General features: G+C 60.0%; 25 protein-coding genes. 16 read left to right on the top strand and 9 right to left on the bottom strand.

The annotated features are described in order from the left end of the window. The first annotated feature begins 17 nt into the window (after positions 1-17). Positions 18-1,595 carry a gamma-glutamyltransferase family protein gene (locus tag ACSBLW_RS15810; RefSeq protein ID WP_435257558.1) on the top strand — a complete coding sequence of 526 codons (1,578 nt, stop codon included), beginning with the start codon at positions 18-20 and terminating at the stop codon, positions 1,593-1,595. A 1-nt stretch (position 1,596) separates the two neighbouring features. Next, positions 1,597-2,055 (top strand): GAF domain-containing protein, encoded by a 459-nt coding sequence (locus ACSBLW_RS15805; protein ID WP_435260137.1) that lies wholly within the window; start codon positions 1,597-1,599, stop codon positions 2,053-2,055. 72 nt (positions 2,056-2,127) lie between these two features. Here the strand turns inward: ACSBLW_RS15805 and ACSBLW_RS15800 are convergent, their stop codons facing one another. After that, a complete protein-coding gene (locus ACSBLW_RS15800) occupies positions 2,128-2,550 on the bottom strand; it encodes a VOC family protein (RefSeq protein ID WP_435257557.1) in 423 nt (140 codons plus the stop codon). A 116-nt stretch (positions 2,551-2,666) separates the two neighbouring features. Between ACSBLW_RS15800 and ACSBLW_RS15795 the strand changes: the two genes are divergently transcribed. From ACSBLW_RS15795 to ACSBLW_RS15765, 7 genes are all read left to right on the top strand, one after another. Beyond that, a complete protein-coding gene (locus ACSBLW_RS15795) occupies positions 2,667-3,563 on the top strand; it encodes a homocysteine S-methyltransferase family protein (RefSeq protein WP_435257556.1) in 897 nt (298 codons plus the stop codon). Further along, positions 3,560-4,249 (top strand): RluA family pseudouridine synthase, encoded by a 690-nt coding sequence (locus tag ACSBLW_RS15790; RefSeq protein ID WP_435257555.1) that lies wholly within the window; start codon positions 3,560-3,562, stop codon positions 4,247-4,249. Before ACSBLW_RS15795 ends, ACSBLW_RS15790 begins: the two co-directional genes overlap by 4 nt. 46 nt (positions 4,250-4,295) lie before the next feature. Further along, a complete protein-coding gene (pgsA, locus tag ACSBLW_RS15785) occupies positions 4,296-4,964 on the top strand; it encodes a CDP-diacylglycerol--glycerol-3-phosphate 3-phosphatidyltransferase (protein ID WP_435257554.1) in 669 nt (222 codons plus the stop codon). Next, a complete protein-coding gene (gene moaD, locus ACSBLW_RS15780) occupies positions 4,961-5,209 on the top strand; it encodes a molybdopterin converting factor subunit 1 (RefSeq protein WP_435257553.1) in 249 nt (82 codons plus the stop codon). The genes pgsA and moaD overlap by 4 nt, the downstream gene beginning before the upstream one ends. A gap of 2 nt (positions 5,210-5,211) precedes the next feature. Then, positions 5,212-5,652 (top strand): molybdenum cofactor biosynthesis protein MoaE, encoded by a 441-nt coding sequence (locus tag ACSBLW_RS15775; protein WP_435257552.1) that lies wholly within the window; start codon positions 5,212-5,214, stop codon positions 5,650-5,652. A gap of 41 nt (positions 5,653-5,693) precedes the next feature. Further along, positions 5,694-7,943 (top strand): ribonuclease R, encoded by a 2,250-nt coding sequence (gene rnr, locus ACSBLW_RS15770; protein ID WP_435257551.1) that lies wholly within the window; start codon positions 5,694-5,696, stop codon positions 7,941-7,943. 70 nt (positions 7,944-8,013) lie between these two features. Then, positions 8,014-9,255: a lytic murein transglycosylase gene (locus tag ACSBLW_RS15765; RefSeq protein WP_435257550.1), complete on the top strand. Its 1,242-nt coding sequence runs from the start codon at positions 8,014-8,016 to the stop codon at positions 9,253-9,255. Between the two features lie 61 nt (positions 9,256-9,316). Here ACSBLW_RS15765 and ACSBLW_RS15760 read toward each other — a convergent pair whose 3' ends face one another. Next, complete coding sequence (locus ACSBLW_RS15760; RefSeq protein WP_435257549.1) at positions 9,317-10,309, bottom strand: P1 family peptidase; 993 nt, start codon at positions 10,307-10,309, stop codon at positions 9,317-9,319. A gap of 226 nt (positions 10,310-10,535) precedes the next feature. Next, complete coding sequence (locus tag ACSBLW_RS15755; RefSeq protein ID WP_435257548.1) at positions 10,536-10,748, bottom strand: hypothetical protein; 213 nt, start codon at positions 10,746-10,748, stop codon at positions 10,536-10,538. Positions 10,749-11,199: 451 nt separating this feature from the next. Here ACSBLW_RS15755 and ACSBLW_RS15750 point away from each other — a divergent pair, with 451 nt between their 5' ends. Then, positions 11,200-11,601, top strand: a complete 402-nt coding sequence (locus ACSBLW_RS15750; RefSeq protein WP_435257547.1) for a nuclear transport factor 2 family protein — start codon at positions 11,200-11,202, stop codon at positions 11,599-11,601. A 27-nt stretch (positions 11,602-11,628) separates the two neighbouring features. Here the strand turns inward: ACSBLW_RS15750 and ACSBLW_RS15745 are convergent, their stop codons facing one another. Beyond that, the gene (locus tag ACSBLW_RS15745) at positions 11,629-12,207 is read right to left on the bottom strand and encodes a hypothetical protein (protein ID WP_435257546.1); all 579 of its coding nucleotides are present in this window, start codon (positions 12,205-12,207) and stop codon (positions 11,629-11,631) included. On the opposite strand from ACSBLW_RS15745, the gene ACSBLW_RS15740 reads away from it, so the two are divergent. Next, positions 12,197-12,406: a hypothetical protein gene (locus ACSBLW_RS15740; RefSeq protein WP_435257545.1), complete on the top strand. Its 210-nt coding sequence runs from the start codon at positions 12,197-12,199 to the stop codon at positions 12,404-12,406. The genes ACSBLW_RS15745 and ACSBLW_RS15740 overlap by 11 nt on opposite strands. A gap of 166 nt (positions 12,407-12,572) precedes the next feature. On the opposite strand, the gene ACSBLW_RS15735 is transcribed toward ACSBLW_RS15740, so the two are convergent. Together ACSBLW_RS15735 and ACSBLW_RS15730 are read right to left on the bottom strand one after the other, a co-directional pair. Further along, positions 12,573-13,082 carry a cupin domain-containing protein gene (locus tag ACSBLW_RS15735; protein WP_435257544.1) on the bottom strand — a complete coding sequence of 170 codons (510 nt, stop codon included), beginning with the start codon at positions 13,080-13,082 and terminating at the stop codon, positions 12,573-12,575. A gap of 190 nt (positions 13,083-13,272) precedes the next feature. Further along, the gene (locus ACSBLW_RS15730; RefSeq protein ID WP_435257543.1) at positions 13,273-13,479 is read right to left on the bottom strand and encodes a hypothetical protein; all 207 of its coding nucleotides are present in this window, start codon (positions 13,477-13,479) and stop codon (positions 13,273-13,275) included. 677 nt (positions 13,480-14,156) lie between these two features. Here ACSBLW_RS15730 and ACSBLW_RS15725 point away from each other — a divergent pair. The 3 genes from ACSBLW_RS15725 (at position 14,157) to ACSBLW_RS15715 (ending at position 16,862) form a co-directional block, all read left to right on the top strand. Further along, entirely contained in the window at positions 14,157-14,786 is a 630-nt protein-coding gene (locus tag ACSBLW_RS15725; RefSeq protein WP_435257542.1) for a DUF2971 domain-containing protein, read from the top strand. Between the two features lie 35 nt (positions 14,787-14,821). Beyond that, entirely contained in the window at positions 14,822-15,124 is a 303-nt protein-coding gene (locus ACSBLW_RS15720) for a hypothetical protein (RefSeq protein ID WP_435257541.1), read from the top strand. Between the two features lie 529 nt (positions 15,125-15,653). Next, positions 15,654-16,862, top strand: a complete 1,209-nt coding sequence (locus ACSBLW_RS15715; protein WP_435260136.1) for a M24 family metallopeptidase — start codon at positions 15,654-15,656, stop codon at positions 16,860-16,862. Between the two features lie 54 nt (positions 16,863-16,916). Here ACSBLW_RS15715 and ACSBLW_RS15710 read toward each other — a convergent pair whose 3' ends face one another. Further along, a complete protein-coding gene (locus ACSBLW_RS15710) occupies positions 16,917-17,615 on the bottom strand; it encodes a L,D-transpeptidase (RefSeq protein WP_435257540.1) in 699 nt (232 codons plus the stop codon). A 51-nt stretch (positions 17,616-17,666) separates the two neighbouring features. Then, complete coding sequence (locus tag ACSBLW_RS15705; protein ID WP_435257539.1) at positions 17,667-17,996, bottom strand: hypothetical protein; 330 nt, start codon at positions 17,994-17,996, stop codon at positions 17,667-17,669. A 254-nt stretch (positions 17,997-18,250) separates the two neighbouring features. Between ACSBLW_RS15705 and ACSBLW_RS15700 the strand changes: the two genes are divergently transcribed. Both ACSBLW_RS15700 and ACSBLW_RS15695 read left to right on the top strand, forming a co-directional pair. After that, positions 18,251-19,033: a L,D-transpeptidase gene (locus ACSBLW_RS15700; protein ID WP_435257538.1), complete on the top strand. Its 783-nt coding sequence runs from the start codon at positions 18,251-18,253 to the stop codon at positions 19,031-19,033. 87 nt (positions 19,034-19,120) lie between these two features. After that, positions 19,121-19,999 (top strand): DMT family transporter, encoded by an 879-nt coding sequence (locus ACSBLW_RS15695; protein WP_435257537.1) that lies wholly within the window; start codon positions 19,121-19,123, stop codon positions 19,997-19,999. Here ACSBLW_RS15695 and ACSBLW_RS15690 read toward each other — a convergent pair. Then, on the bottom strand, positions 19,996-20,352 hold the full coding sequence (locus tag ACSBLW_RS15690; protein ID WP_435257536.1) for a cupin domain-containing protein: 357 nt from the start codon (positions 20,350-20,352) through the stop codon (positions 19,996-19,998). The genes ACSBLW_RS15695 and ACSBLW_RS15690 overlap by 4 nt on opposite strands. Positions 20,353-20,494: the final 142 nt, after the last annotated feature.

Here is a 20,494-nt window from a genome sequence, read left to right as displayed (position 1 = left end):
AACACGCGGAGGAACAGATGCGCGATTTTCATTTGCCGGGTCGCTCGGCAGTCTTTGCCCAGAATGGCATGGTTGCCACTTCGCACCCTCTTGCCGCGCAAGCCGCGCTCGACATCCTTAAGGAAGGGGGGAACGCGGCAGACGCGGCCGTTGCTGGGGCGGTTCTGCTCGGGATTTGCGAACCGCAAATGACGGGGATCGGCGGCGACTGTTTCGTCCTGCTGAAACCTTCGAGTTCAGGCCAAGTTTTTGCCTTGAATGGATCTGGTAGAGCACCGATGGGGCTCTCGGCCGCTACGATGCGCGACAAGGGCCTGTCAGCGGTTCCACTGCATGGAATTGAATCTGTAACCATGCCCGGTGCCGTCGACGCGTTTTGCCGACTGAACGCCGATTGGGGAAAGACGGGCCTTGATCGCATCCTTGCGCCCGCCATCCGCTATGCCGAAGAAGGGGTTCCCGTTGCGCCCAGGGTTGCGTTTGACTGGGAAGAAGATGCCGCCGACCTGAAGGGTGTTGCGCGTGATTTCTACCTTATTGATGGGAAAGCCCCAAAACCGGGCCAGCTGTTTCGCGCCCCCGGACAGGCCGAGGTCTTGCGCCGGATCGCCCGCGAAGGCCGAGACGGATTTTACAAAGGCGAAGTGGCCGATGACATGATCGCCAGCCTTCGCGCCTTGGGTGGAACACACAGCCACGAGGATTTGGCATCAACCGCCTGTGACTGGGTCGATCCGGTTCAAGGCCCCTATCGCACGATCGACCTTTTGGAACATCCCCCGAATGGCCAAGGCGCAACAGCCATCCTGATGCTCAAGATCCTGCGCCATTTCGATCTTGCCGCGATGGATCCATTTGGCGTTGAACGCGCACATATCGAGGCCGAAGCCACCAAGTTGGCCTATGATGCCCGCAACCGCTTTATTGCTGACCCCAACCATATGACGCGTCTGGATCATATGCTGTCCGACGAGACCGCAGCCAAGCTGGCAGCCCTGATCAACCCGAAACGCGCTATGCCTTCGGCCGCCCCTTTGACCGAAGCCATTCACAAGGACACAATCTACATTACCGTCGTTGACCGTGACCGCATGGCGGTTTCGCTGATCTACTCAATTTTCTGGGGGTTCGGCTCTGGCTTTGCTTCATCGAAATTCGGCATCAATTTCCAAAACCGTGGGGCGGGGTTCACCTTGACCGAGGGCCACCCGAATGAAGCTGCTGGTGGCAAGCGCCCGATGCATACGATCATTCCCGGAATGGTGATGGAAGGCGGTCGCGTGACCATGCCCTTTGGCGTCATGGGTGGTGGGTACCAGCCTTGTGGCCATGCCCGACTGATCTCGAACATTGTTGATTTTGGGATGGATATTCAAAGCGCCATTGACGCCCCCCGTTGCTTCTCGGGCCCGGAAGGGATGCAAGTCGAGCGTGGCTATTCCGATGCTGTTCGGGCGGGGCTTGCTGATCTGGGACACAAGGTCAGCATTCCTCACACCCCGCTTGGCGGTGCACAGGCTATTGTCATTGGACTGGATGGTGTGCTTATCGGCGGATCAGACCCCCGCAAGGATGGCAAAGCGCTTGGATACTGAAATGACCCCAGATTACGACACGCTCCGCGACCAGATCATCGCCCTCACCCACGGTGAAACCGACGCAGTCGCCCTGATGGCGACCTTGGCCTGCGAAATTCACCAGCATCACCCGCTTTCCGACTGGACGGGTTTTTATCGCGTCGTCGCACCGGAATTGCTGAAAATTGGCCCGTATCAGGGTGGCCACGGCTGCCTGGTCATTCCGTTTTCTCGTGGCGTCTGTGGCGCCTGTGCCCGTACCGGTGAAATCCAGAACGTTCCTGACGTCGATGCTTTCCCCGGTCATATCGCCTGTGCATCGTCAACGCGGTCTGAACTCGTGCTTCCGGTTCGGAATGGAAAGGGCCAGCTTCTCGGCGTGCTCGATCTCGACAGCGACACACCCGCAGCGTTTACCAAGGCTGACGAGACATTTTTCACAGAGCTTCTCGCCACCGTTTTCAAAGACGCCGCATAAGGCAGGTCCGTGGCAAAGCCGCCGCGTGGGGGCTCGATGCCCCCAAGGCGGCCTCCCTTTCTATAAACACCGCTAAATTCGACGCGAGGGAACAAAGGCATACCCCGACGGCGAAAGGATCACCGCCTCGCGCAAACCGTGTCCTGCTTTGTCCGTCGGCATTTGCAGAACAACCCCGCCCGCTGTTTCTGCCACACGGGCGGCCTCATCCGGGTCTGCCTCGTGCAACCGAAGCTCTATCCCTGCCCCCCGCACCCCTGCCTCGGGCAGAAGCGACGCCAAGGGATGATCGCGAAACGCTGCGTCCGAATGTAATTGGAACGGCTGACCGGCATGGACCAAGATAGCGAAATCATCCGACAGCCGATGCGCAGTCATGCCAAACACACGGGTCAGGAAATCGACCTCGCGTCTTAAATCCCTGCACAGCAGATTGACCGTAATTGCCCGCAAGGCATGACCAAAATCGCGGGCTGGAACCGTTTCATAATCCATAACACACCTCAAAGCCTCATCGGACGCTGCCAAAGTCCCCCCTTTGCGTCAAACAACATCCCTTGATCTTCTCCATCACGAAGCCGATGGTGCCGGGCAAGCAAACGGAGGCATCGATGGCAGAAATCACCCTTCTTGACGGCGGTATGGGGCAGGAGCTTGTGGCACGGTCTGGTGATGACCCGACGCCCCTTTGGGCCACCCGCGTCATGATGGATCACCCCGGCATGGTGCGTGACATTCACGCCGATTACTATGCCGCAGGCGCAACTGTCGCCACCTCCAACACTTATGCCATCCATCATGATCGGCTGGAACGCTTCGATCTGGACCCGATGTTTCACAGTCTTCACCTTCGCGCCTTGGTCGAGGCGCATGAAGCACGCGCGCTGAATGGTTCTGGCCGGATTGCAGGCTCTCTTGGGCCACTGATCGCCACCTATCGCCCTGAAGTGACGCAGCCTGTCGACATTGCCGCGCCGAAATACGCAGAGATTGCCCGTATCCTGGGGCCGCATGTCGATTTCTTTCTGATTGAAACGCTTGCCTCGGTGGAAATGTGCGAAGGCGCAGTCAAGGGCGCGACCGAGGGCGGCAAACCGATCTGGCTGTCAGTGACTGTTGACGATCACGATGGCAGCAAACTTCGGTCGGGTGAGCCGATTGTTGATCTGGCCCGTTTGGTGCGGGACTATCCGATCGCGGCGGTTCTGGCCAATTGTTCGGTGCCCGAGGCCATGACCGATGCTCTTGCCGGTCTCAAGACCCTTGGCCTGCCTTTTGGCGCCTATGCCAACGGCTTTACCCATATTTCGGGCAACTTCCTGAAAGATGCACCCACGGTCAAGGAACTGACTCATCGCCACGATCTGACGCCCGAGAAATACGCAGATTTCGCCCTGTCTTGGGTTGCGATGGGGGCCACCATCGTTGGCGGGTGCTGCGAAGTGGGCCCTGCCCACATCCGCCATCTGGCCGAACGCCTTCGGGCGGAAGGACACAAGATCGTATGAAGCCCAGACGACCGCAGGGCAGCCCGCCGAGCCTGATCGCGGATTTCGACTATGACCCGCCACCGGGCAAGCCGGTCATTCTTCATGAAGACCGCCATATTCTTGTCGTCGACAAACCAGCCGGCTTGCTCTCGGTCCCCGGAAAGTTGGAGGGGCGGCAGGACTGCCTGATTTCGCGCCTCCAAGCTGAAAGGTGGGACGCGCTTTTGGTGCATCGGCTGGATTGCGACACCTCGGGTGTGATGATCTTTGCCCGCACCAAACAGGCACAGGGCTTTCTGGGGCAAGAGTTCGAACAGCGCCGTGCCAAGAAATCTTATGTCGCGCGGGTCAAGGGGGTCATCGCTGAAGACAGCGGTCATATCGACCTGCCGCTTGGTGCCGATTGGCCAAACCGCCCCCGTCAAATGGTCGATCCTGAAAATGGCCGGCCTGCCCAAACCGATTGGGAAGTGATCGGGCGCACGGAAACCGAAACTCGCGTCCGGATGTTTCCTTTGACAGGGCGCAGCCACCAATTACGTGTTCACATGCTGGCGCTTGGCCATCCGATCTTGGGCGACCAGATCTATGCGCCTGAAACTCTTTCAACACATACCCGGCTTATGCTGCATGCCGAGACGCTTGGTCTGCACCACCCTGAGACCAGGGAATGGATCAGCTTTGCCGCACCAACGCCGTTCTAAGCGAAGACCCTTCCCCCCCGCCATAAGAATAGGTTAAGCAGACCCAATGAGATGGACGGTTCCGAATATTCTAACCGTGCTGCGCATGGTTGCAGCGCCCGGCGTGGCGCTGATGTTTTTGTATTTCCATCGCCCTTGGGCCGATTGGTTCGCCCTGACCTTGTTCATCGTGGCAGCCGTCACCGATTGGTTCGATGGCTATCTGGCCCGCCTCTGGCATCAGGAATCGAAGTTCGGCGCGATGATGGACCCGATTGCTGACAAAGCGATGGTCGTCATCGCGCTTGTCATCATCACTGGCTATTCCGGTATGAACCCGTGGCTGATCCTGCCGGTGACGGTGATCCTGTTCCGCGAAGTCTTTGTGTCTGGCCTGCGCGAGTTCCTTGGCGCGAAAGCCGGGCTGCTGAAAGTCACAAAACTGGCCAAATGGAAGACCACGGCGCAGATGGTCGCCATTGCCGTTCTGTTTCTTGGCACCGGGCTTGAACATCTGGAAGGCATTGCCCGTCGGGGCCTTTCGCTGGAACAATATGCCGAATTGGTAACGGCTGGTCTTGCCGACCCGATCAAATCCTGTGGCACACGCGGCTGTTCCTCGATTGCCACCATGGTTGGTCTTTGCCTGATATGGATCGCCGCGGTACTAACGGCCCTGACGGGCTGGGACTACTTCTCGAAATCCCTGCCTTATCTAAGGGATGAAGAAGAATGATCGACGTCGTCTATTTCGCATGGGTGCGCGAACGCATCGGCTTGCCACGGGAAAAGGTGGAAACCACGGCTTCAACGGTCGCGGAACTGGTGGATGAGCTGAAAGGCCGGGAAGAGCGCTACGAGATGGCTTTTGCCGATCTCGCCTCTTTGCGGGTGGCCTTGGATCAAGAGCTTTCCAGCTTTGATGCTCCATTGGCGGGTGTCCGCGAAGTGGCCTTCTTTCCGCCGATGACCGGGGGCTAAAGATGCGGCTCTCGGTTCAGGCAGAGGCATTCGATCTTGGGGCCGAGGCCAATGCCTTTGCCGCCGCGCAATCCGGGGCTGGCGCTGTCGTCACCTTCACAGGCATCGTGCGCGACAACGGTGGAACCCTGTCGGCAATGGAGATCGAGCATTATCCCGGTATGACCGAGAAGGCGATTGGCGCGATCATGGATCAGGCACTGGACCGCTGGTCTTTGGCCGATGCGCTGATCATTCACCGCTATGGCCGCCTTGCCCCGAACGACCTGATCATGATGGTCGCCACCGCGGCACGACACCGTGCCGACGCCTTTGCCGCCGCTGAATTCCTGATGGATTACCTGAAATCCCGCGCCCCATTCTGGAAAAAGGAATACGGGACCGATGGCGCCGAATGGGTCGCCGCGCGCGACGAAGACGAAGACGCGCTGAACCGCTGGTAAGCCCGCTTTCCGCGCATCCCAGTCCGTGCTAGGGCTGAGCTATGGAACAGTTGCCCTCGAAAGAAGCGATCCTGAAATGGATCCACGAAAACCCCGGACTTGTCGCAAAGCGCGACATTGCCAAGGCCTTTGGCATCAAAGGCGCCGGGCGGATCGAATTGAAGCGTCTCTTGAAAGAGATGGAGTCCGAGGGCACGCTGGCCAAGAAACGTCGCAGCTACCGTGACGCAGAAAGCCTGCCGCCAGTGTCGATCCTGACCATGCTCGCGCCCGATGATCAGGGAGACATGTTCGCACGCGCGATGGAATGGAAAGGCGAAGGCGCAGAGCCCCGCATCCTTTTCATCCCGCGCAAGGGCGACCCGGCTTTGGCCGAAGGCGACCGCATCCTCGCGCGCCTGACAGAGGTCGATACCGGCCCATGGCAATATGAGGCGCGGCTGATCCGCCGTATCGGATCAAACCCGTTGAAAGTGCTGGGGGTGTTCCGCTCAAATGCCGAAGGCGGGCGGATCGTCCCGATCGACAAGGGCGCGGATAAGGAATGGCGCGTCTCGAAAGACAATACCCTTGATGCACGCGACGGGGAACTGGTCGAGGCCGAGGCGATCGGCCGCCGCAATATGGGCCTGCCACAGGCCCGTATCACCGCCCGTCTGGGTGACCCCTCCGGCCCTCGCGCCGTCTCGCTGATCGCCATTCATCAGCACGGTATCCCAGACCGCTTTCCCGATGCGGTAATTGCCGAGGCGGACAGCATGAAGCCTGCCGGAATCAAGGGCCGCGATGACCTGCGCGACCTGCCCTTGGTGACCATCGACCCAGTGGATGCCCGCGACCGCGACGACGCGGTCTATGTCGAACATGACAAGGAAGCCGGCAATCCCGGCGGCTTTGTGATCTGGGTCGCCATTGCCGATGTTGCCCATTACGTCCGCCCCGGTTCTGCCCTGGACCGAGAAGCGCGCAAGCGTGGCAATTCAACCTATTTCCCGGACCGTGTCGTGCCGATGCTGCCCGACGTTCTGTCGGGCGATCTGTGCAGCCTGCACGAACATGTCGACCGCGCCTGCCTTGCCGTTCGCATGCGCATTGATGCGCAAGGTCACAAGATCGGCCATCGTTTCGTGCGTGGGTTGATGCGGTCCGCCGCATCGCTGAATTACGAACAGGTGCAAACGGCCATCGATGGGCGCCCCGACGATGTGACCGGGCCACTGCTGGAACCGATCCTGAAACCGCTTTACGCCGCCTATGCTGCGCTGAAACATGCCCGCACCATCCGGCAGCCGCTGGAACTGGATCTGCCCGAACGCCGGATCGAACTGTCGGACGAAGGCAAGGTGCTGTCGGTTGCCTTCAAGGAACGCTTTGACGCGCATAAGCTGATCGAAGAATTCATGGTGCTGGCCAATGTCGCCGCCGCCGAGGAACTGATCGTAAAGAAGACCCCGCTTCTGTTCCGCGTCCACGAAGAGCCGTCGCTGGACAAGATCGACGCGCTGCGCGAAGTGGCGGAATCGTCGGGCTTTACCTTGGCAAAGGGACAGGTTCTAAAAACCGCCCATCTCAATCGCCTTTTGGAGCAGGCGGAAGGCACCGAATTCGACGAGCTTCTGAACATCAGCGCGCTGCGGTCGATGACGCAGGCCTATTACCACCCCGAGAATTTCGGCCATTTCGGGCTGGCCCTGCGGAACTATGCTCACTTCACCTCACCCATCCGCCGTTATTCTGACCTGATCGTGCACCGCGCCCTGATCGCGGCGCACGGCTGGGGCAAAGACGGGCTGACCCCGCAAGACATCGAGACGCTGGAAGAAACCGCCAAACAGATCTCGGACACAGAACGCCGCAGCATGGCGGCCGAGCGAGACACCACCGACCGCTACCTTGCGGCCTATCTGGCCGATCGGGTTGGCAGCGAATTTGCAGGCCGGATTTCGGGCGTTCAGCGGTTTGGGGTCTTTGTAAAACTGGATGAAACCGGGGCCGATGGTCTGATCCCGATCCGCGAATTGGGGCGTGAGTTCTTCCATTACGATGCCGACACCCAAACTCTGATGGGCGCCGATACCGGCATGACCGTCGGCATGGGACAGCGCGTGACGGTACGCTTGGCCGAGGCCATCCCGGTAACAGGCGGGCTGATGCTGGAGCTCTTGTCGATTGAGGGCGCCACGCTGCCACAAGGCAAATCCCGCCGGGGACGCTATCAGCCGCGCAAGCCGGGGCAACGCGCGGCGCGAGACGCCAAGGTCAAGCGCAAGGTTCTGCGCAAGCGGAAATAGCAACAGCCTTGTCGATTGCCTTTGCCCGTCCGCTCGCTAGGCTGGTGGGCAAAAGCAATCGAGCAGGTAAATGCGTCTGATCACGGCAACATTGATAGTGGCACTGCTCCCCGCTCTTGCCGGGGCGCAATCATTGGACACGTCCGAGACGGAAACCGAGGTGGTACGGGAAATGCGTAATGAGATCGGCTCGCAGGCCGGATTTGAGGCGTGGCTGACCGACTTTCGCCCCCGGGCACTTGCGGCTGGAATAACAGCGGACACTTTGGATGTGGCACTGACGGGCCTGACCTTTGATGAAAAGATTGTCACCCGCGACCGCAATCAGAACGAATTTACCAAGACAATATGGGACTACCTCGATACCGCCGTCTCTGCCGACAGGGTCGCCCTTGGCAAGAAGGCGATGAAGAAACATGCCGCGCTGATTGACCGGATCGAGACGGAATATGGCGTCGACAAGCAGGCTTTCATCGCCATCTGGGGACTGGAATCCGCTTATGGCAGCTATCGCGGTGACATTTCAACCATCGGCGCCTTGGCGACGCTGGCCTATGACGGCAGGCGTGCGGCGTTCTTTGAGGCGCAACTGATTGCGGCCCTGAAGATCCTGCAAAACGGGGATGTGACGCCTGAGGCGATGCGGGGAAGCTGGGCCGGGGCGATGGGGCACACCCAGTTCATGCCAACCAGTTGGTGGGATTTCGCCGTCGATTTCGACGGGGATGGGAAAAAGAACATCTGGGGCGATGATCCGGCCGATGGCCTTGCCTCTGCCGCCAATTACCTGCGCCACTGGGGCTGGACCAAGGGCGCGCTTTGGGGCTTGGAGGTGCGACTGCCAGAAGGCTTTGACTATGACCAGACCACCGAACGGGTGAAGAAACCCGTGGCGGAGTGGGCGGCGATGGGGGTGGTCCCGATGGCGGGCGGCGTGCTGCCGGATCATGGCCTCGCCTCTGTACTCTTGCCGGGCGGGCATCGTGGAGCGGCCTTTCTGATCTTCTCGAATTTTCAGGTCATCGAACGCTACAACACTGCCGATGCCTATGTGGTGGCAGTCGGGCAATTGGGGGCTGAATTGATGGGTGGCCCGCCGATCAAGGCGGACTGGCCGCGCGATTTGCGCGCCCTGACGCTGGATGAGCGTCTGGATTTGCAGCGGCGACTGACAGCGGCGGGGTTTGATACCAAAGGCATCGACGGTCGGATCGGTCCCAATACGATTGCTGCGATCAAAGCGTGGCAAAAAGCAAATGGGCTGGTGCCAGATGGCTATGCGAGCCTTGATGTCCTGAACAATCTTCCCTGAATAAGGGAGCCGCCTCTGGGGGCATCGAGCCCCCACTCGGCGGCGCCGCCGGCCCCCCAGATCAGCCGCGGTAGAGGCGGACCCAGGTGGGTTGCAAGTCGCCTTGCATTGGGGTGGCGAGAAAAACTGCCCTCGCAATGGCGCGGGCAAGGCAAGTTGCGGCCGCGTGGCCAAGCTGGAAAGTTTCGACCAGAGGGTCGGAAAGCCGACGCTCACCGGTCGCCGCCGCGAAAACCAGATCGCCGTCGAGAGGGGTATGACTGGGGAGTAGGGCGCGGGCCAATCCGTCATGCGCCGCAGTGGCCATTCGCTGTGCTTGGGCTTGGGTCAACGCAGCGTTGGTGGCGACGATGGCGATGGTGGTGGCTTCTCCCATCCGCTTGCGTGGGAAAGGCGCTTTTGCGGCGGGCTGGCGGGGGGCGGGGCCGAGGCCACCGAACTCCTCGCCTTCTTCCCACGGCGCGGCCCAGAAATGCGGGCCGTCCCCCACGGTGGCCGAGCCGAGGGCGTTGACGGCGACGAGGGCGCCGACGATCAGGCCGGAAGGGAGCAGGGCGGAGGCGGAGCCGAGGCCGCCTTTCAGGTTCTGGGTTGCCGCGCCGATACCTGCGCCTGCGGTTCCCAGTTGAAACTCGGTTACGGCGTTGGAAAGGGCTTGCCTTCCAAGATCGTAGTAGGGGTTTCTTTTCCAACCCTTGTTCCCCCCGTTCAACAGATCGAACAGGATCGCGCCGGGGACGATGGGGACGCGTTGATCCCCGACTTGAAAACCCCGGCCTTGGGATCGCAGCTCGTCGGCCACGCCGGAGCAGGCATCGAGGCCGAAGGCGGAGCCGCCGGAAAGAGTAAGGGCGTCGACTTCCTGGACCAGCTTGTCGGGCGCGAGCAGGTCGGTTTCACGGGTGCCGGGGGCGCCGCCCATGATGTGGACGGCGGCGGTGAAGGGGCGGTCGGCGGTCAGGACGGTGACCCCGGATTTGAGGACCGGATCATGGGCGTTACCGACCCGAAGGCCGAGGATATCGGTGATCAGATTGAGGGGTCCGGGGCGCATGAAATCAGGGGAGCCGATGGGCGCGAAAATGGCAAGGGAATTCGGGGGAAAAGGGCGCGCGCCACGGCGCGACACTCTTTGTACAAATCAAATCAGATGGTAGCGCTTTGCTTTAAACGGATTGTTACCTTTTCCATCCACCCGAAACGGTGTTTGCAGCCGTCAATCGGGCTTCTTTTGCCCGTTCAGTGGCCTGCCACTCAGGGTATCAAGGCCGCAATGTGCATCACGACCGCGCTATCAGCCTAAGGGCAAAGATCAGTGCGGCAATAGCAACGAGAAAGATCTGCGTCAGCCACACTGCGCCAGAAAGCAGACTTCCCCCCCAAATAAGTTGCAGTCTGGCCAGCCAGAGACCGAACCCGCCGAAGACGGCGCCTAAAGCCGCCCATACAAAGATTGCGAGCCAGGGTTTCTTATCCATGGTCTGTGCCTCCATGTTTTGCGTCCGCCTGAGCGTTCATCACGCCGCACCTGTTGAGTCGCCGCAAGTGATTTGTTCTTCACCTGATTGGGCGGCAGATTTTCATGGCAAGGCCATGCAAATTTGACCTCCAAAAAACGATTACCGGCATCAGGCGTGACGCGCGGAGGGGATTGGCTGGAGGCTGTCTCAAAGGCAGGCTTGTCCTTCGAGCGGGTAATCTGGAAGTGGCAGGCCCGAAGAGACCCACTGGAATACCGCGTCTGAGGCGAGCGGCAAGGCTTTCCAATCGCCCGGCGCCCTGACGGCGTTCGTAGTCGGGCGGGGGTTTTTGCCGGGGTTAAGCGGGGGCGTCAGGCGGGTTGGCGTGTCTGTGCCGGAGCGGTCCGGCCATGTCGCGATGAGACGAGCACGGTCACCGCGACAGGCTATAATGAACGTTCAGACAATCTTTCCGGGGGAAAAGATGGCACAGGATGCACGCCGCGGCGCGCTCGATGCGGCCTTTCACAGGTTCGGGGAAGCATGGGCGGCAGGAGAGATGGAGGTTCTGACCGACCTTCTGTCCCCAACTTATACCCATAACGATGCCACGGGGGCGCATCTGAACCGCGCGGAATGGCTGGCCTATGCCGCCAAGAGAACCGGTCGCGCAACGCAGATCACCTTTCGTGGCGTCGCAACGCGCATCTTTGGCGACATGGCCATTGTGACTGGGTTCAACGACATGTCCGGAGGGGGCATCCTGAATGCGCAGGACCGCCGCGACCTGTCGATCGCCTTCACGCAAGTCTGGCGATGGGAGGACGGCCGATGGCTGCGAGAGGCGTTTCAGGCCACCCCGGTGCAAGACCAGACCTATGCCTGAGCCTTGCGGAACGCGGCGGGCAGGTGTTCACGATGCCGGGATCTTGGACCGGCGGGCCGGCGCGCATCGGCGGCAAGGGTGCCGGGTTCGGGCGACCAGATCCCGTTGAATCCGTTCGGGACGACACCGGTTTGAGGGTGGGGCGGGCGTGAACGCAGGGCGGCAGGCCATGGCCTGGAACCAGACAAGGCTATAGTCGATGGCCTCCTGAACCGACAAGATCTTTAAGCCCGCGGCGGTGAGCAAGCTGCGCATCTCTTCATCAATGGCAAGATGGCTGATCGAAGGCTCCCGCGCCCAAGGAACGGGGAAATGCACGGCGCCGCCCGGGCCTTGAACGACATCATAGACGGCGAAGCGGCTGCCAGCCTTCGGCGTGCAACTCGCCTCGGCATAGAGACGGTCCTTGGCGGGGAGGTTCATGGCGACATGGACCGTGGTGGCCGTGTAGAAATGCCCGTCCCCAAAGGGCAGACCCAGCCAGTCTGATAGCGTGGTGGCGGCCTCGCAGAATTCTGCGGTGAGGTCGATGCCCTGCACCCGACAGCCATGTGTTTCGGCAAGTATCCGGACAGGGCCGCCGAGAACGCTTCCGGTGTCGAGCACCAGCGAGGCGGGGGGTGAGGTTCATTTGGACGGCCAGTTCGAGCGCGGCCTTGCGCCCGCGGATGTGGAATTCATCGACGGGGGCAAGATCGGCAGGGGTCAGATCCGCGATGGCCTTGCCTGTCTGGGCCAGTTTCGCGGCGATCTGGTCAGAGAGCTTGCCGCTTGCGCCGAAATGGATTTCCATTACTGGCCATAGGGTCCCCCGCTGCAAGAAGGCGCGATGGACGGTGTGGCGGCTGGGTCTGGGCGGGCCCTTCTCTGCCTGCCCTTCTCTGCCATGGGCGCCCGCATCGTATCGATATAACTAATCGCGCGAGGGCTGCCTATTCATGCAAGGCCCGCAAAGGCTCTCCGGGGGGGCGTCACCGCGGGCCTCGGCCTTCCCCGGGATCCGGGCCCCAGCGATGGACAGGCGCGGCGCTATCATCGAAATGGGCCTCGAAAACCGGGGAGGCGAGGATGGCCAGCATGTGGAGCTTGTCAGACCCGACGTTGCGGAAGCTGTGGCGGCGCTTTGCGGAGATCAGTGCCGACTGGCCCGCGCTTGCGTGAAAGGATTGGCCTTCGATCCAGATCTCGGCCGCGCCCGCCTGCACGGTCAGGACTGCCTTCACCGGATGCCAGTGGATGGGCGCGCCAAGCCCGGGATCGACCCATTGTTCGAAGATCGAGAGCGAGGAGGCGCCGGTCAGGGCCGAGATGCGCATTCGGGTCGAGACGCCGGGGCGCCAGTCCTTCCAGGGCTGGGTGACGTGGTCAATCAAGCCCATCGCGATCCCCCTTTCCCGGGAATGCCCGCCATTACGGGGAGTATAGCAGATTTCGCGGCAAAAGGCGCGAAGATCGGCTTGGTCGCGCTTGGTGGGGCGCATGGGATCATGGGACTAGATCGGCGCGAAAATGGCAGGGAAAATCGGGGACACAAGACCGTCCCCGTCGGGGACGCAAAAAATACCTTTTTGCATCAATTGGTTACAGTTTCATTTTTACCAAATGTTAACCCCTGTCCCCGATGCCCGCAAAGAGACGCCCTTGGCGGCAAACCGCCAAGAGACCGGGGCCTTAGCTGTCGGAACCGTCAGACCGTGCCGCCTTGGGCAGATCTTCGTCCATGTCATCGCTGCTTTCTTCCGCCATGGGCGACTCTGCCTCGGACTTGGGCCGAAACCGATTTTCGGGTCTGCCCCGAAAACGGGTCTGTGCCGGGGTGGCCTTTTGGCTGAGAAAGGCGGTCAGATCGAACGGCGGTTTGGATACAAAATTGCCCATTGGGTTCTCCGTTTTGTGATGGCCCGGTGCGGAAAAGAAACGGCCAAGACGCAGCTGCGCCTGTCGCCGGGGTTTCGATCTACCGATGGATTGGGCCGAGGGTGGACGCAGTGCTGAACCGGGCGTCCGGGACAGAAGTCAGGGCCAAGGTCGGCCCCGTGACGACGCCGCACGAAGACCCGCGCGCCTGAAGGGACTGTAGGGGGAGACGGCAAAAATAGCCAGCACCAACTGGGGGTGGGGGGTGGTTTGGTTCGGGAGGGGGTGGGGTTGAGGGCGCGCCGCCATGTTGCGGGCGCAAGAGTGAGTACGGGAGATCAATGGGTTAAGGGGAAGGATTTGCCGGGTGTTAAGGTTTGGGGGTGCTTGGGTCGAAATGGACGTTACTAGCTCTTGGAATATGATCTTGCAATCATTTGCCGTATATTCTCGAATGAAGTCAGCCTACCCGTTAACCTAAGGACAGACTTCGATTGGTAGAAGAGCTAACGTATTATTGCAGCGAACATGTCTTTCTGTCGTTTCTCGAGAAGAAACAGCTTTGGCTAACTTCATTATCTCAGTCAAACGATGCGGCTGAGGGGAGATGGATGCGGGACTACTGGCTGGGCCTATTCACTCCAAAGCAGTTCACCGAAAGGCGGCTTGCACAGCGAGGCGCGGAGTTATGCCTAGACATGGCAAGCAATGATCGCCTTGCATTAGGCGTATGCTTTTCTGAAGAGCGTGATCTTCTAAGCCAATGGCGAGGTTACGCCGATGATGGCGCGGGTTTCTCTATCACTTTCCGTAAAGAGGTTTTGGATACACTCGCTCGCAATCATGAGGTGAACAAACTAAGTTTGACCAAAATCGCTTACGGCTACCAAGACCACAAAGAAATAAAAGAAGTTATTAAGGTGCTTTATGACGCATTCGGCGAAGATGCCGGACGTTACAGTGAAAATGGCTCAACGGGAATTGGCAATATTTCAGTCAACTTTGGCCCAAACGGCGAAAAGCACGAAAAGTATGAGAATGCTGCCAGAGCCCTCTTCACAGTTAAGAATGGGGCGTTCCGAGAGGAAAAAGAATGGAGGCTGTTCACGTATGGAGACCTAGATTCACTTCAAGGAGTTAAGCTTAAAGGCACAGGCAAGGCGATTAGGCCATACATCCCCATTGCAATCCCAGAGAACGCTGTATCCACAGTGACTCTTGGCCCGACCAACCAGACGCCCCGACACATATTGAAATTCGCACTAAAGAATAACGGGTTCTATGATGTTTCTGTCAGAACAAGTAGTGCGAGCTATCAAGCTCGCTGAAATTATCCATGACTGTTTGATCTAGAGGTCATTACATGGAGCTTCTCTATCCCATCAACTTCATTGGCCACGATGAATGGCTGGAATCTGGCTATTCTCTTGACCTCGCGAACGGAGACGTTGTCACACGAGACGGCGAAGTCCTCGGCTCTTGGCGTGTCGTGGATTATGATCCCAGCAGGGACGATGAGGGCGGACGTTTTGAATTTGTGCCGTTTGGAGAAGATGTCGTTAAATTTTCGACGGAATTCGCTTCCTTGAACATTAGGGCTAGCCGAGGGTTCGCACTCTCAAACCTAACTCGATCGATAAAAGAATGGCGTGAAACGCAGGGCTAGCGACGACTACCCACGTGCCCGAAAAAGATCTTGGATTTTATGACGCAATGCGGATATGGATGGTTTTCCCCCATACCCCCTTGCCAGAATCCCCGGCCTCAGGCGTCTTCGCGCCCGACCTCGGGATGGCGCGCCGTCGTTGGATTTGTGCGCTTTATCGTGCAAAACCTCCCACAGCGGTTCTGCTGGCATCATTGTTAACGCGCCCTCCCGGGGGGAGGTCGGGCCATGCCATTGGTTTCTCGAACCGATGGCGAAACCAATGGCATACACGGCGGCGCTTTGCGCCTTGATTCTGTGCCAGAAGGAAAGATCTGACGATGGGCAGAGGGGCTGATCGCCGAACCATACCCCCTTGCCAGAATCCGCAGCCTCAGGCATCTTCCCGCGCGAGCCGTGGCGATGGCGTCGCCGCAGGGGGAGACTCCCCCGACGCTTGCGGAGAGAGACCGCTTCCGTCCTGTACGCCGGGACCTTTCGGGGTCCTGAACGCTTGGGCCCCGCGTATAAGGGTCTGAACCAAATGACACTGAACCGCCCCGAAATGTATCGCTATCACAATGGCGGGCGCAAAGATGCGCTGCCGTTTGAGGATGCGGAATATCATGCGCGCCTTGCGGGCCTGCGCGACATCATGGAGATGCATTCGCTGGACGCGGTTGTGCTGACCTCGATGCACAACATCGCTTATTACTCGGGCTTCCTTTATTGCTCGTTCGGGCGGCCCTATGCCTGTGTGGTCACGCCGGACAAATGCGTGACGATCAGCGCGGGGATTGATGCGGGCCAGCCGTGGCGGCGCTCGATCGAGGACAACATCACCTATACCGACTGGAAGCGTGACAACTTCTGGCGGGCGGTGGCGAGTGTCACGGGCGAGGGCAAGAACATTGGCTGCGAGGCCGACCATCTGACGATGGAGCGGGCGGAGAAGCTGAACGCTTTCCTGAAGCCGAAGCGGGGGATGGATATTGCGCCCGCGACGATGGAACAGCGGATGCGGAAGTCGGCGGCCGAGATCGTGATGATCAAGCACGGGGCCAATGTGGCCGATGTGGGTGGCTATGCGATCCGAGACGCCATCCGTGAGGGCGCGACGGAGCTGGAGATCTCCATTGCGGGCCGTGATGCAATGGAGCGCGAGATTGCCAAGCGCTTCCCCGATGCGGAATATCGCGACACCTGGGTTTGGTTCCAGTCGGGGCTGAACACCGATGGCGCGCATAACCCGGTGACGAACCGCAAGCTGAAGCGCGGGGATATTCTGTCACTGAACTGCTTCCCGATGATTTCGGGCTATTACACGGCGCTGGAGCGGACGTTGTTTGTGGGCGAAGTGGATGATGCCAGCCTGCGGATTTGGGAGCATAACGTGGCGGCCCATGAATACGGGATGAGCCTGTTGAAGCCCGGCGTGTCTTGCGCGGAAGTGACCCATAAGATCAACGAGTTCTTTGCCGAGCGGCAGATGCTGCAATACCGGACCTTTGGCTATGGCCATAGCTTTGGCATCCTGTCGCATTACTATGGCCGCGAGGCCGGGCTGGAACTGCGCGAGGACATCGACACCGTGCTGGAGCCGGGGATGGTGATCTCGATGGAGCCGATGCTGACGATTGCCGATGGCGAGCCGGGGGCCGGTGGCTATCGTGAGCATGACATTCTGGTCATCACCGAAGATGGCAACGAGAATATCACCAAATACCCCTATGGTCCGGGGTTCAACGTCGTCGGCTGAGGTCGTCTTCGGGGAAATAAGGGGGGGCGCGGCCGGTGGCTGCGCCCTTTTCGTTTAATAAAGGCCGCGAAGGGCCTTGTCCTCGATGGCCGAGAGGACGCGGATGGTCGCGCCGTGGGGCACGCGTTCGTAAAGGTCGATCACATCCTGATCCAGCAGGCGGACACAGCCGGAGGAGACGCGTTTGCCCAAATATTCCGGCTCGCAAGCGCCGTGGATGCGGTAGAGCGTGTCTTGGCCGTTCTGAAAGAGATAAAGCGCCCTTGCGCCCAGCGGGTTTCCGGGACCGGGGGGCATGCCGCCATTGGCGACGGAATAGGGCGCGAATTCCGGGCGGCGGGCGATCATGCTGTCGGGGGCCTTCCAGACCGGCCATTTGCGTTTGAACTGCATCCGGGCGGTGCCTGACCAAGCAAAGGCCGCAGCCCCGGTTCCGGCGCCATAGCGCAGGGCGGTTTCCGGCGTTTCGATCAGATAGAGAAAGCCCGAGAGCGGGTTGACGACGATGCTGCCCGGAGCCTCGTCAGGGAAAGGATTGGCTGCGCTTTGCCGCCAAAGATGCGGTGGGACAACGCCTTCGGGCACCGCTGGGACAGGATAGGGCTCCTCTGGGCGTGCGCCGTAGATCGGCGGCAGGGGCGGCAGATCAGGCGGCGGCACAGGGCTGCGGGAAACCTCGGCGGGGGATTGGGGAAGGCAGGCGGAAAGCGGCAGGACAAGACCTGCGCCACAGAACAGACGGCGTGTCAGCATGGGAAATCCTAACGGTGAAGAGATCAAGGGCGCCAAGGGGCGCGGGCTGGATCAGTTCAGCCGGGGCGGCGGGACCAGCACAGGCCCGGCCCATTCCGTTGGGGTGACTGTTCTATCTGCCGTCAGAGCCTGCCCCTCGGCACCGGGGGGAAGAGGAAGCTCTACCTCGTCTGGAGCCAATTCCAACTGGCACACCGAACCCGGAGCCTTGGCCGTTCCGCAGCGACGAACGGGTTCGGGCGCAACGCGGATCTGGACCGGGGCAGAGAGTGCAGGGCTGGTCGGATGGCGCGGCGCCGCTTCGGCCGCACGAAGCCATGCCCCCCAAGGCAAAAGCAAGAGGGTGAGGGCAATCACGAAGAAACGTTTCACCATCGACATGGTCGCAAGGCTAGGCCTTGCACGGCGTCCTGTCGATATTCCGGGCTTCACGAAGCCGCGAGCGACCAAAGGCAGGCCTAGTGCTGCAAATGCGCCTCATCTAACGATTTATTCCAAATTTCTGATCAATCGGAGGGAACCGATCCGGCTGACAAGGCTTTTCACCCTCAAAATTGGCATGCTACGAAGTCGCGACGCGATTCCAAAGGATTCTCATGTTTACCCCTGCTTTGTCCCGCCGCCTGTTTTTATCCATGAGCGGGTTCTCGGCCCTTGCCGCCTGTGCCGGAGCGCCGACCGAACAAGTTCCGACAGAGCGTTACGACGACGGCTATGGCCCGATCTTCGACAGCGGTTACACGCTGCGCGGAATTCCGTCGCAGTATACCCAAAGTCCGAACCGTCGAATTCAGGGCACCTATCTGGGCGAACAGCCGATCGGAACGATTGACGTCGATCCCTATGCAAAGTTCCTGTACTTCGTGCGGGAAGGAAACAGCTCGCTGCGTTTTCCAATTGGTGTCGGCCGTGCGGGCAAGGCATTCTCGGGCGACGGCACAATTCAAATCAAACGCAAATGGCCGGGCTGGACGCCGACAGCGAACATGCTACGGACAGAGCCAGACGTTTATGGCCCCTTTGCGCGCGGCATTCCGGGGGGACAGCGCAGCCCCTTGGGCGCACGGGCGATGTATCTATACAAAGGCAGCCGTGACACGCATTACCGGATTCATGGCACGAACGACATCGAGTCGATCGGCAATTCCGGATCGGCGGGCTGCATTCGCATGTTCAATCAGGACATCATCTACCTGTTTGATCTGGTGCCCCTTGGCACCCGCGTTCATGTTCGGTCCGAGGCAGAGTCGCTGCGCGTTGACCCCGAGAATTTCGGACGCGGTGTCGAACTTCCGGCACGTCATGTCGACCCCGAGCACATTTACGGCGCCGAAGCCGTGGCCAATGACCCGCCTCCGGTCTTTGACGACCCGCGCGATGGATTGCCGGCAGATTCTGGCGACGTGCCGCTGCAATAAGTCCAGATCGCCGCTGACACTGGGGCCATCGTTCAAATCGGACGGTGGCCCCTTCTCTTTCCTTGTCCTTTTCACGATGGTTTCGCCATGACAGACAAACGCCCCCTTTGGCTGACACTGGCCCCTGCTATTTTCCTGATCCTTTGGTCTGCGGGTTTTGCCATTGCAAAGCTGGGCTTGAACCATGCCCAGCCCATCACGTTGTTGGCTTTGCGCTATTCGCTGGTTCTGGTCCTGCTTGCGCCGATTGCCTTGGTCATGCGACCACCGCTGCCCAAGACCGGGCGGGCGTGGTTCGATGTGGCGTTGGTCGGGTTTTTGATTCAGGTCGTCTATTTCGGGCTGTGCTATCTGGCCTTCAAGGCCGGGATGTCGGCGGGGGGCGTGGCCATCGTCGTTTGTCTGCAACCCATTCTGGTGGCATTGCTGGCCCCACGCCTGCTGAGCGAGCCAGTGAACCGCAGGGCTTGGGTCGGTTTGGCCTTGGGCCTTGCCGGGGCGCTGATTGTCATCTGGTCACGCAGCGGCGTTCGGGCAGAGCCCTTTCTGAGCGTAGTGCTGACAGTCATTGCCCTATTCGGGATCACGGCGGGTACGCTTTACGAAAAGCGGTTTGGGGTCAGTCATCACCCTGTGGTGTCAAACCTGATCCAATATGCGGTCGGGGCGGGTTTTACAGTGCCGCTGGCGCTGTTGACCGAGGATATCAGCATTTCTTGGAATGCCGAATTTGTGGCGGTCATGGCCTATCTGGTGATTGGAAATTCCATTCTGGCCATGTCGCTGCTGTTGGCGATGATCCGCGCGGGCGAGGTCAGCCGGGTGTCCTCGCTGTTCTACCTTGTGCCCGCCATGTCGGCCTTGTTCGCGTGGCCGCTTTTGGGTGAGGCGATGCCGCCCCTGGCCTGGGCCGGGTTGGCGCTGGCCGGGGCGGGGGTGGCCTTGGTCAGCCGCAAGCCGCGTTAACTGCGGATGACGTAGTCTTTCAGCGTGGTTTCCACCACTTCCCATGTGCCTTCAAAGCCGGGGCGGATGATGTAGCTGTCGCCTTTGCGCAGATGGGTGACGCTGCCGTCGCTGCCGGTCAGGATCGAATGGCCGGCAAGGATGTGGACATATTCCCATTCGGCATAAGACACGCGCCACTTGCCGGGGGTGGATTCCCACAATCCGCAATAAAGGCCGTCATGATCTTCAAGATTCCACGTCGTATGGACCGGATCGCCAGCCAGAACCTTTTCCGGGTCTGGGCGATCCACTTCGGGGTCACAATTGGCACGGGTTACCTTATGAATCAGGGCGACATCGGTCAGGGTCATTCTATCCTCCGCTTTCCTGTGAATTGGGCCTCAGCCGGAACGCAACGTCAAGACCGGGCGGCTTGCCGCAGTGCAGCGTAAATTTCTTGCACAAAGGGGGGTAGGTGTGCACTTATGACGGGCAGTTGAAGAACACGGCGCG

The sequence above is a fragment of the Thioclava sp. FR2 genome (assembly GCF_051200875.1).
Classification (GTDB): domain Bacteria; phylum Pseudomonadota; class Alphaproteobacteria; order Rhodobacterales; family Rhodobacteraceae; genus Pseudotabrizicola.
The sequence above is the reverse complement of the archived record's forward strand: the minus strand, read 5'-3'. Positions and strand labels throughout refer to the sequence as shown.

Excerpts from the sequence above, each read along its gene's own strand:
- ACSBLW_RS15810 (WP_435257558.1), top strand. The coding sequence starts at position 18 with ATGCGCGATTTTCATTTGCCGGGTCGCTCGGCAGTCTTTGCCCAGAAT.
- ACSBLW_RS15805 (WP_435260137.1), top strand. The coding sequence starts at position 1,597 with ATGACCCCAGATTACGACACGCTCCGCGACCAGATCATCGCCCTCACC.
- ACSBLW_RS15800 (WP_435257557.1), bottom strand. The coding sequence starts at position 2,550 with ATGGATTATGAAACGGTTCCAGCCCGCGATTTTGGTCATGCCTTGCGG.
- ACSBLW_RS15795 (WP_435257556.1), top strand. The coding sequence starts at position 2,667 with ATGGCAGAAATCACCCTTCTTGACGGCGGTATGGGGCAGGAGCTTGTG.
- ACSBLW_RS15790 (WP_435257555.1), top strand. The coding sequence starts at position 3,560 with ATGAAGCCCAGACGACCGCAGGGCAGCCCGCCGAGCCTGATCGCGGAT.
- pgsA (WP_435257554.1), top strand. The coding sequence starts at position 4,296 with ATGAGATGGACGGTTCCGAATATTCTAACCGTGCTGCGCATGGTTGCA.
- moaD (WP_435257553.1), top strand. The coding sequence starts at position 4,961 with ATGATCGACGTCGTCTATTTCGCATGGGTGCGCGAACGCATCGGCTTG.
- ACSBLW_RS15775 (WP_435257552.1), top strand. The coding sequence starts at position 5,212 with ATGCGGCTCTCGGTTCAGGCAGAGGCATTCGATCTTGGGGCCGAGGCC.
- rnr (WP_435257551.1), top strand. The coding sequence starts at position 5,694 with ATGGAACAGTTGCCCTCGAAAGAAGCGATCCTGAAATGGATCCACGAA.
- ACSBLW_RS15765 (WP_435257550.1), top strand. The coding sequence starts at position 8,014 with ATGCGTCTGATCACGGCAACATTGATAGTGGCACTGCTCCCCGCTCTT.
- ACSBLW_RS15760 (WP_435257549.1), bottom strand. The coding sequence starts at position 10,309 with ATGCGCCCCGGACCCCTCAATCTGATCACCGATATCCTCGGCCTTCGG.
- ACSBLW_RS15755 (WP_435257548.1), bottom strand. The coding sequence starts at position 10,748 with ATGGAGGCACAGACCATGGATAAGAAACCCTGGCTCGCAATCTTTGTA.
- ACSBLW_RS15750 (WP_435257547.1), top strand. The coding sequence starts at position 11,200 with ATGGCACAGGATGCACGCCGCGGCGCGCTCGATGCGGCCTTTCACAGG.
- ACSBLW_RS15735 (WP_435257544.1), bottom strand. The coding sequence starts at position 13,082 with ATGCGCCCCACCAAGCGCGACCAAGCCGATCTTCGCGCCTTTTGCCGC.
- ACSBLW_RS15730 (WP_435257543.1), bottom strand. The coding sequence starts at position 13,479 with ATGGGCAATTTTGTATCCAAACCGCCGTTCGATCTGACCGCCTTTCTC.
- ACSBLW_RS15725 (WP_435257542.1), top strand. The coding sequence starts at position 14,157 with ATGGCAAGCAATGATCGCCTTGCATTAGGCGTATGCTTTTCTGAAGAG.
- ACSBLW_RS15720 (WP_435257541.1), top strand. The coding sequence starts at position 14,822 with ATGGAGCTTCTCTATCCCATCAACTTCATTGGCCACGATGAATGGCTG.
- ACSBLW_RS15710 (WP_435257540.1), bottom strand. The coding sequence starts at position 17,615 with ATGCTGACACGCCGTCTGTTCTGTGGCGCAGGTCTTGTCCTGCCGCTT.
- ACSBLW_RS15705 (WP_435257539.1), bottom strand. The coding sequence starts at position 17,996 with ATGTCGATGGTGAAACGTTTCTTCGTGATTGCCCTCACCCTCTTGCTT.
- ACSBLW_RS15700 (WP_435257538.1), top strand. The coding sequence starts at position 18,251 with ATGAGCGGGTTCTCGGCCCTTGCCGCCTGTGCCGGAGCGCCGACCGAA.
- ACSBLW_RS15695 (WP_435257537.1), top strand. The coding sequence starts at position 19,121 with ATGACAGACAAACGCCCCCTTTGGCTGACACTGGCCCCTGCTATTTTC.
- ACSBLW_RS15690 (WP_435257536.1), bottom strand. The coding sequence starts at position 20,352 with ATGACCCTGACCGATGTCGCCCTGATTCATAAGGTAACCCGTGCCAAT.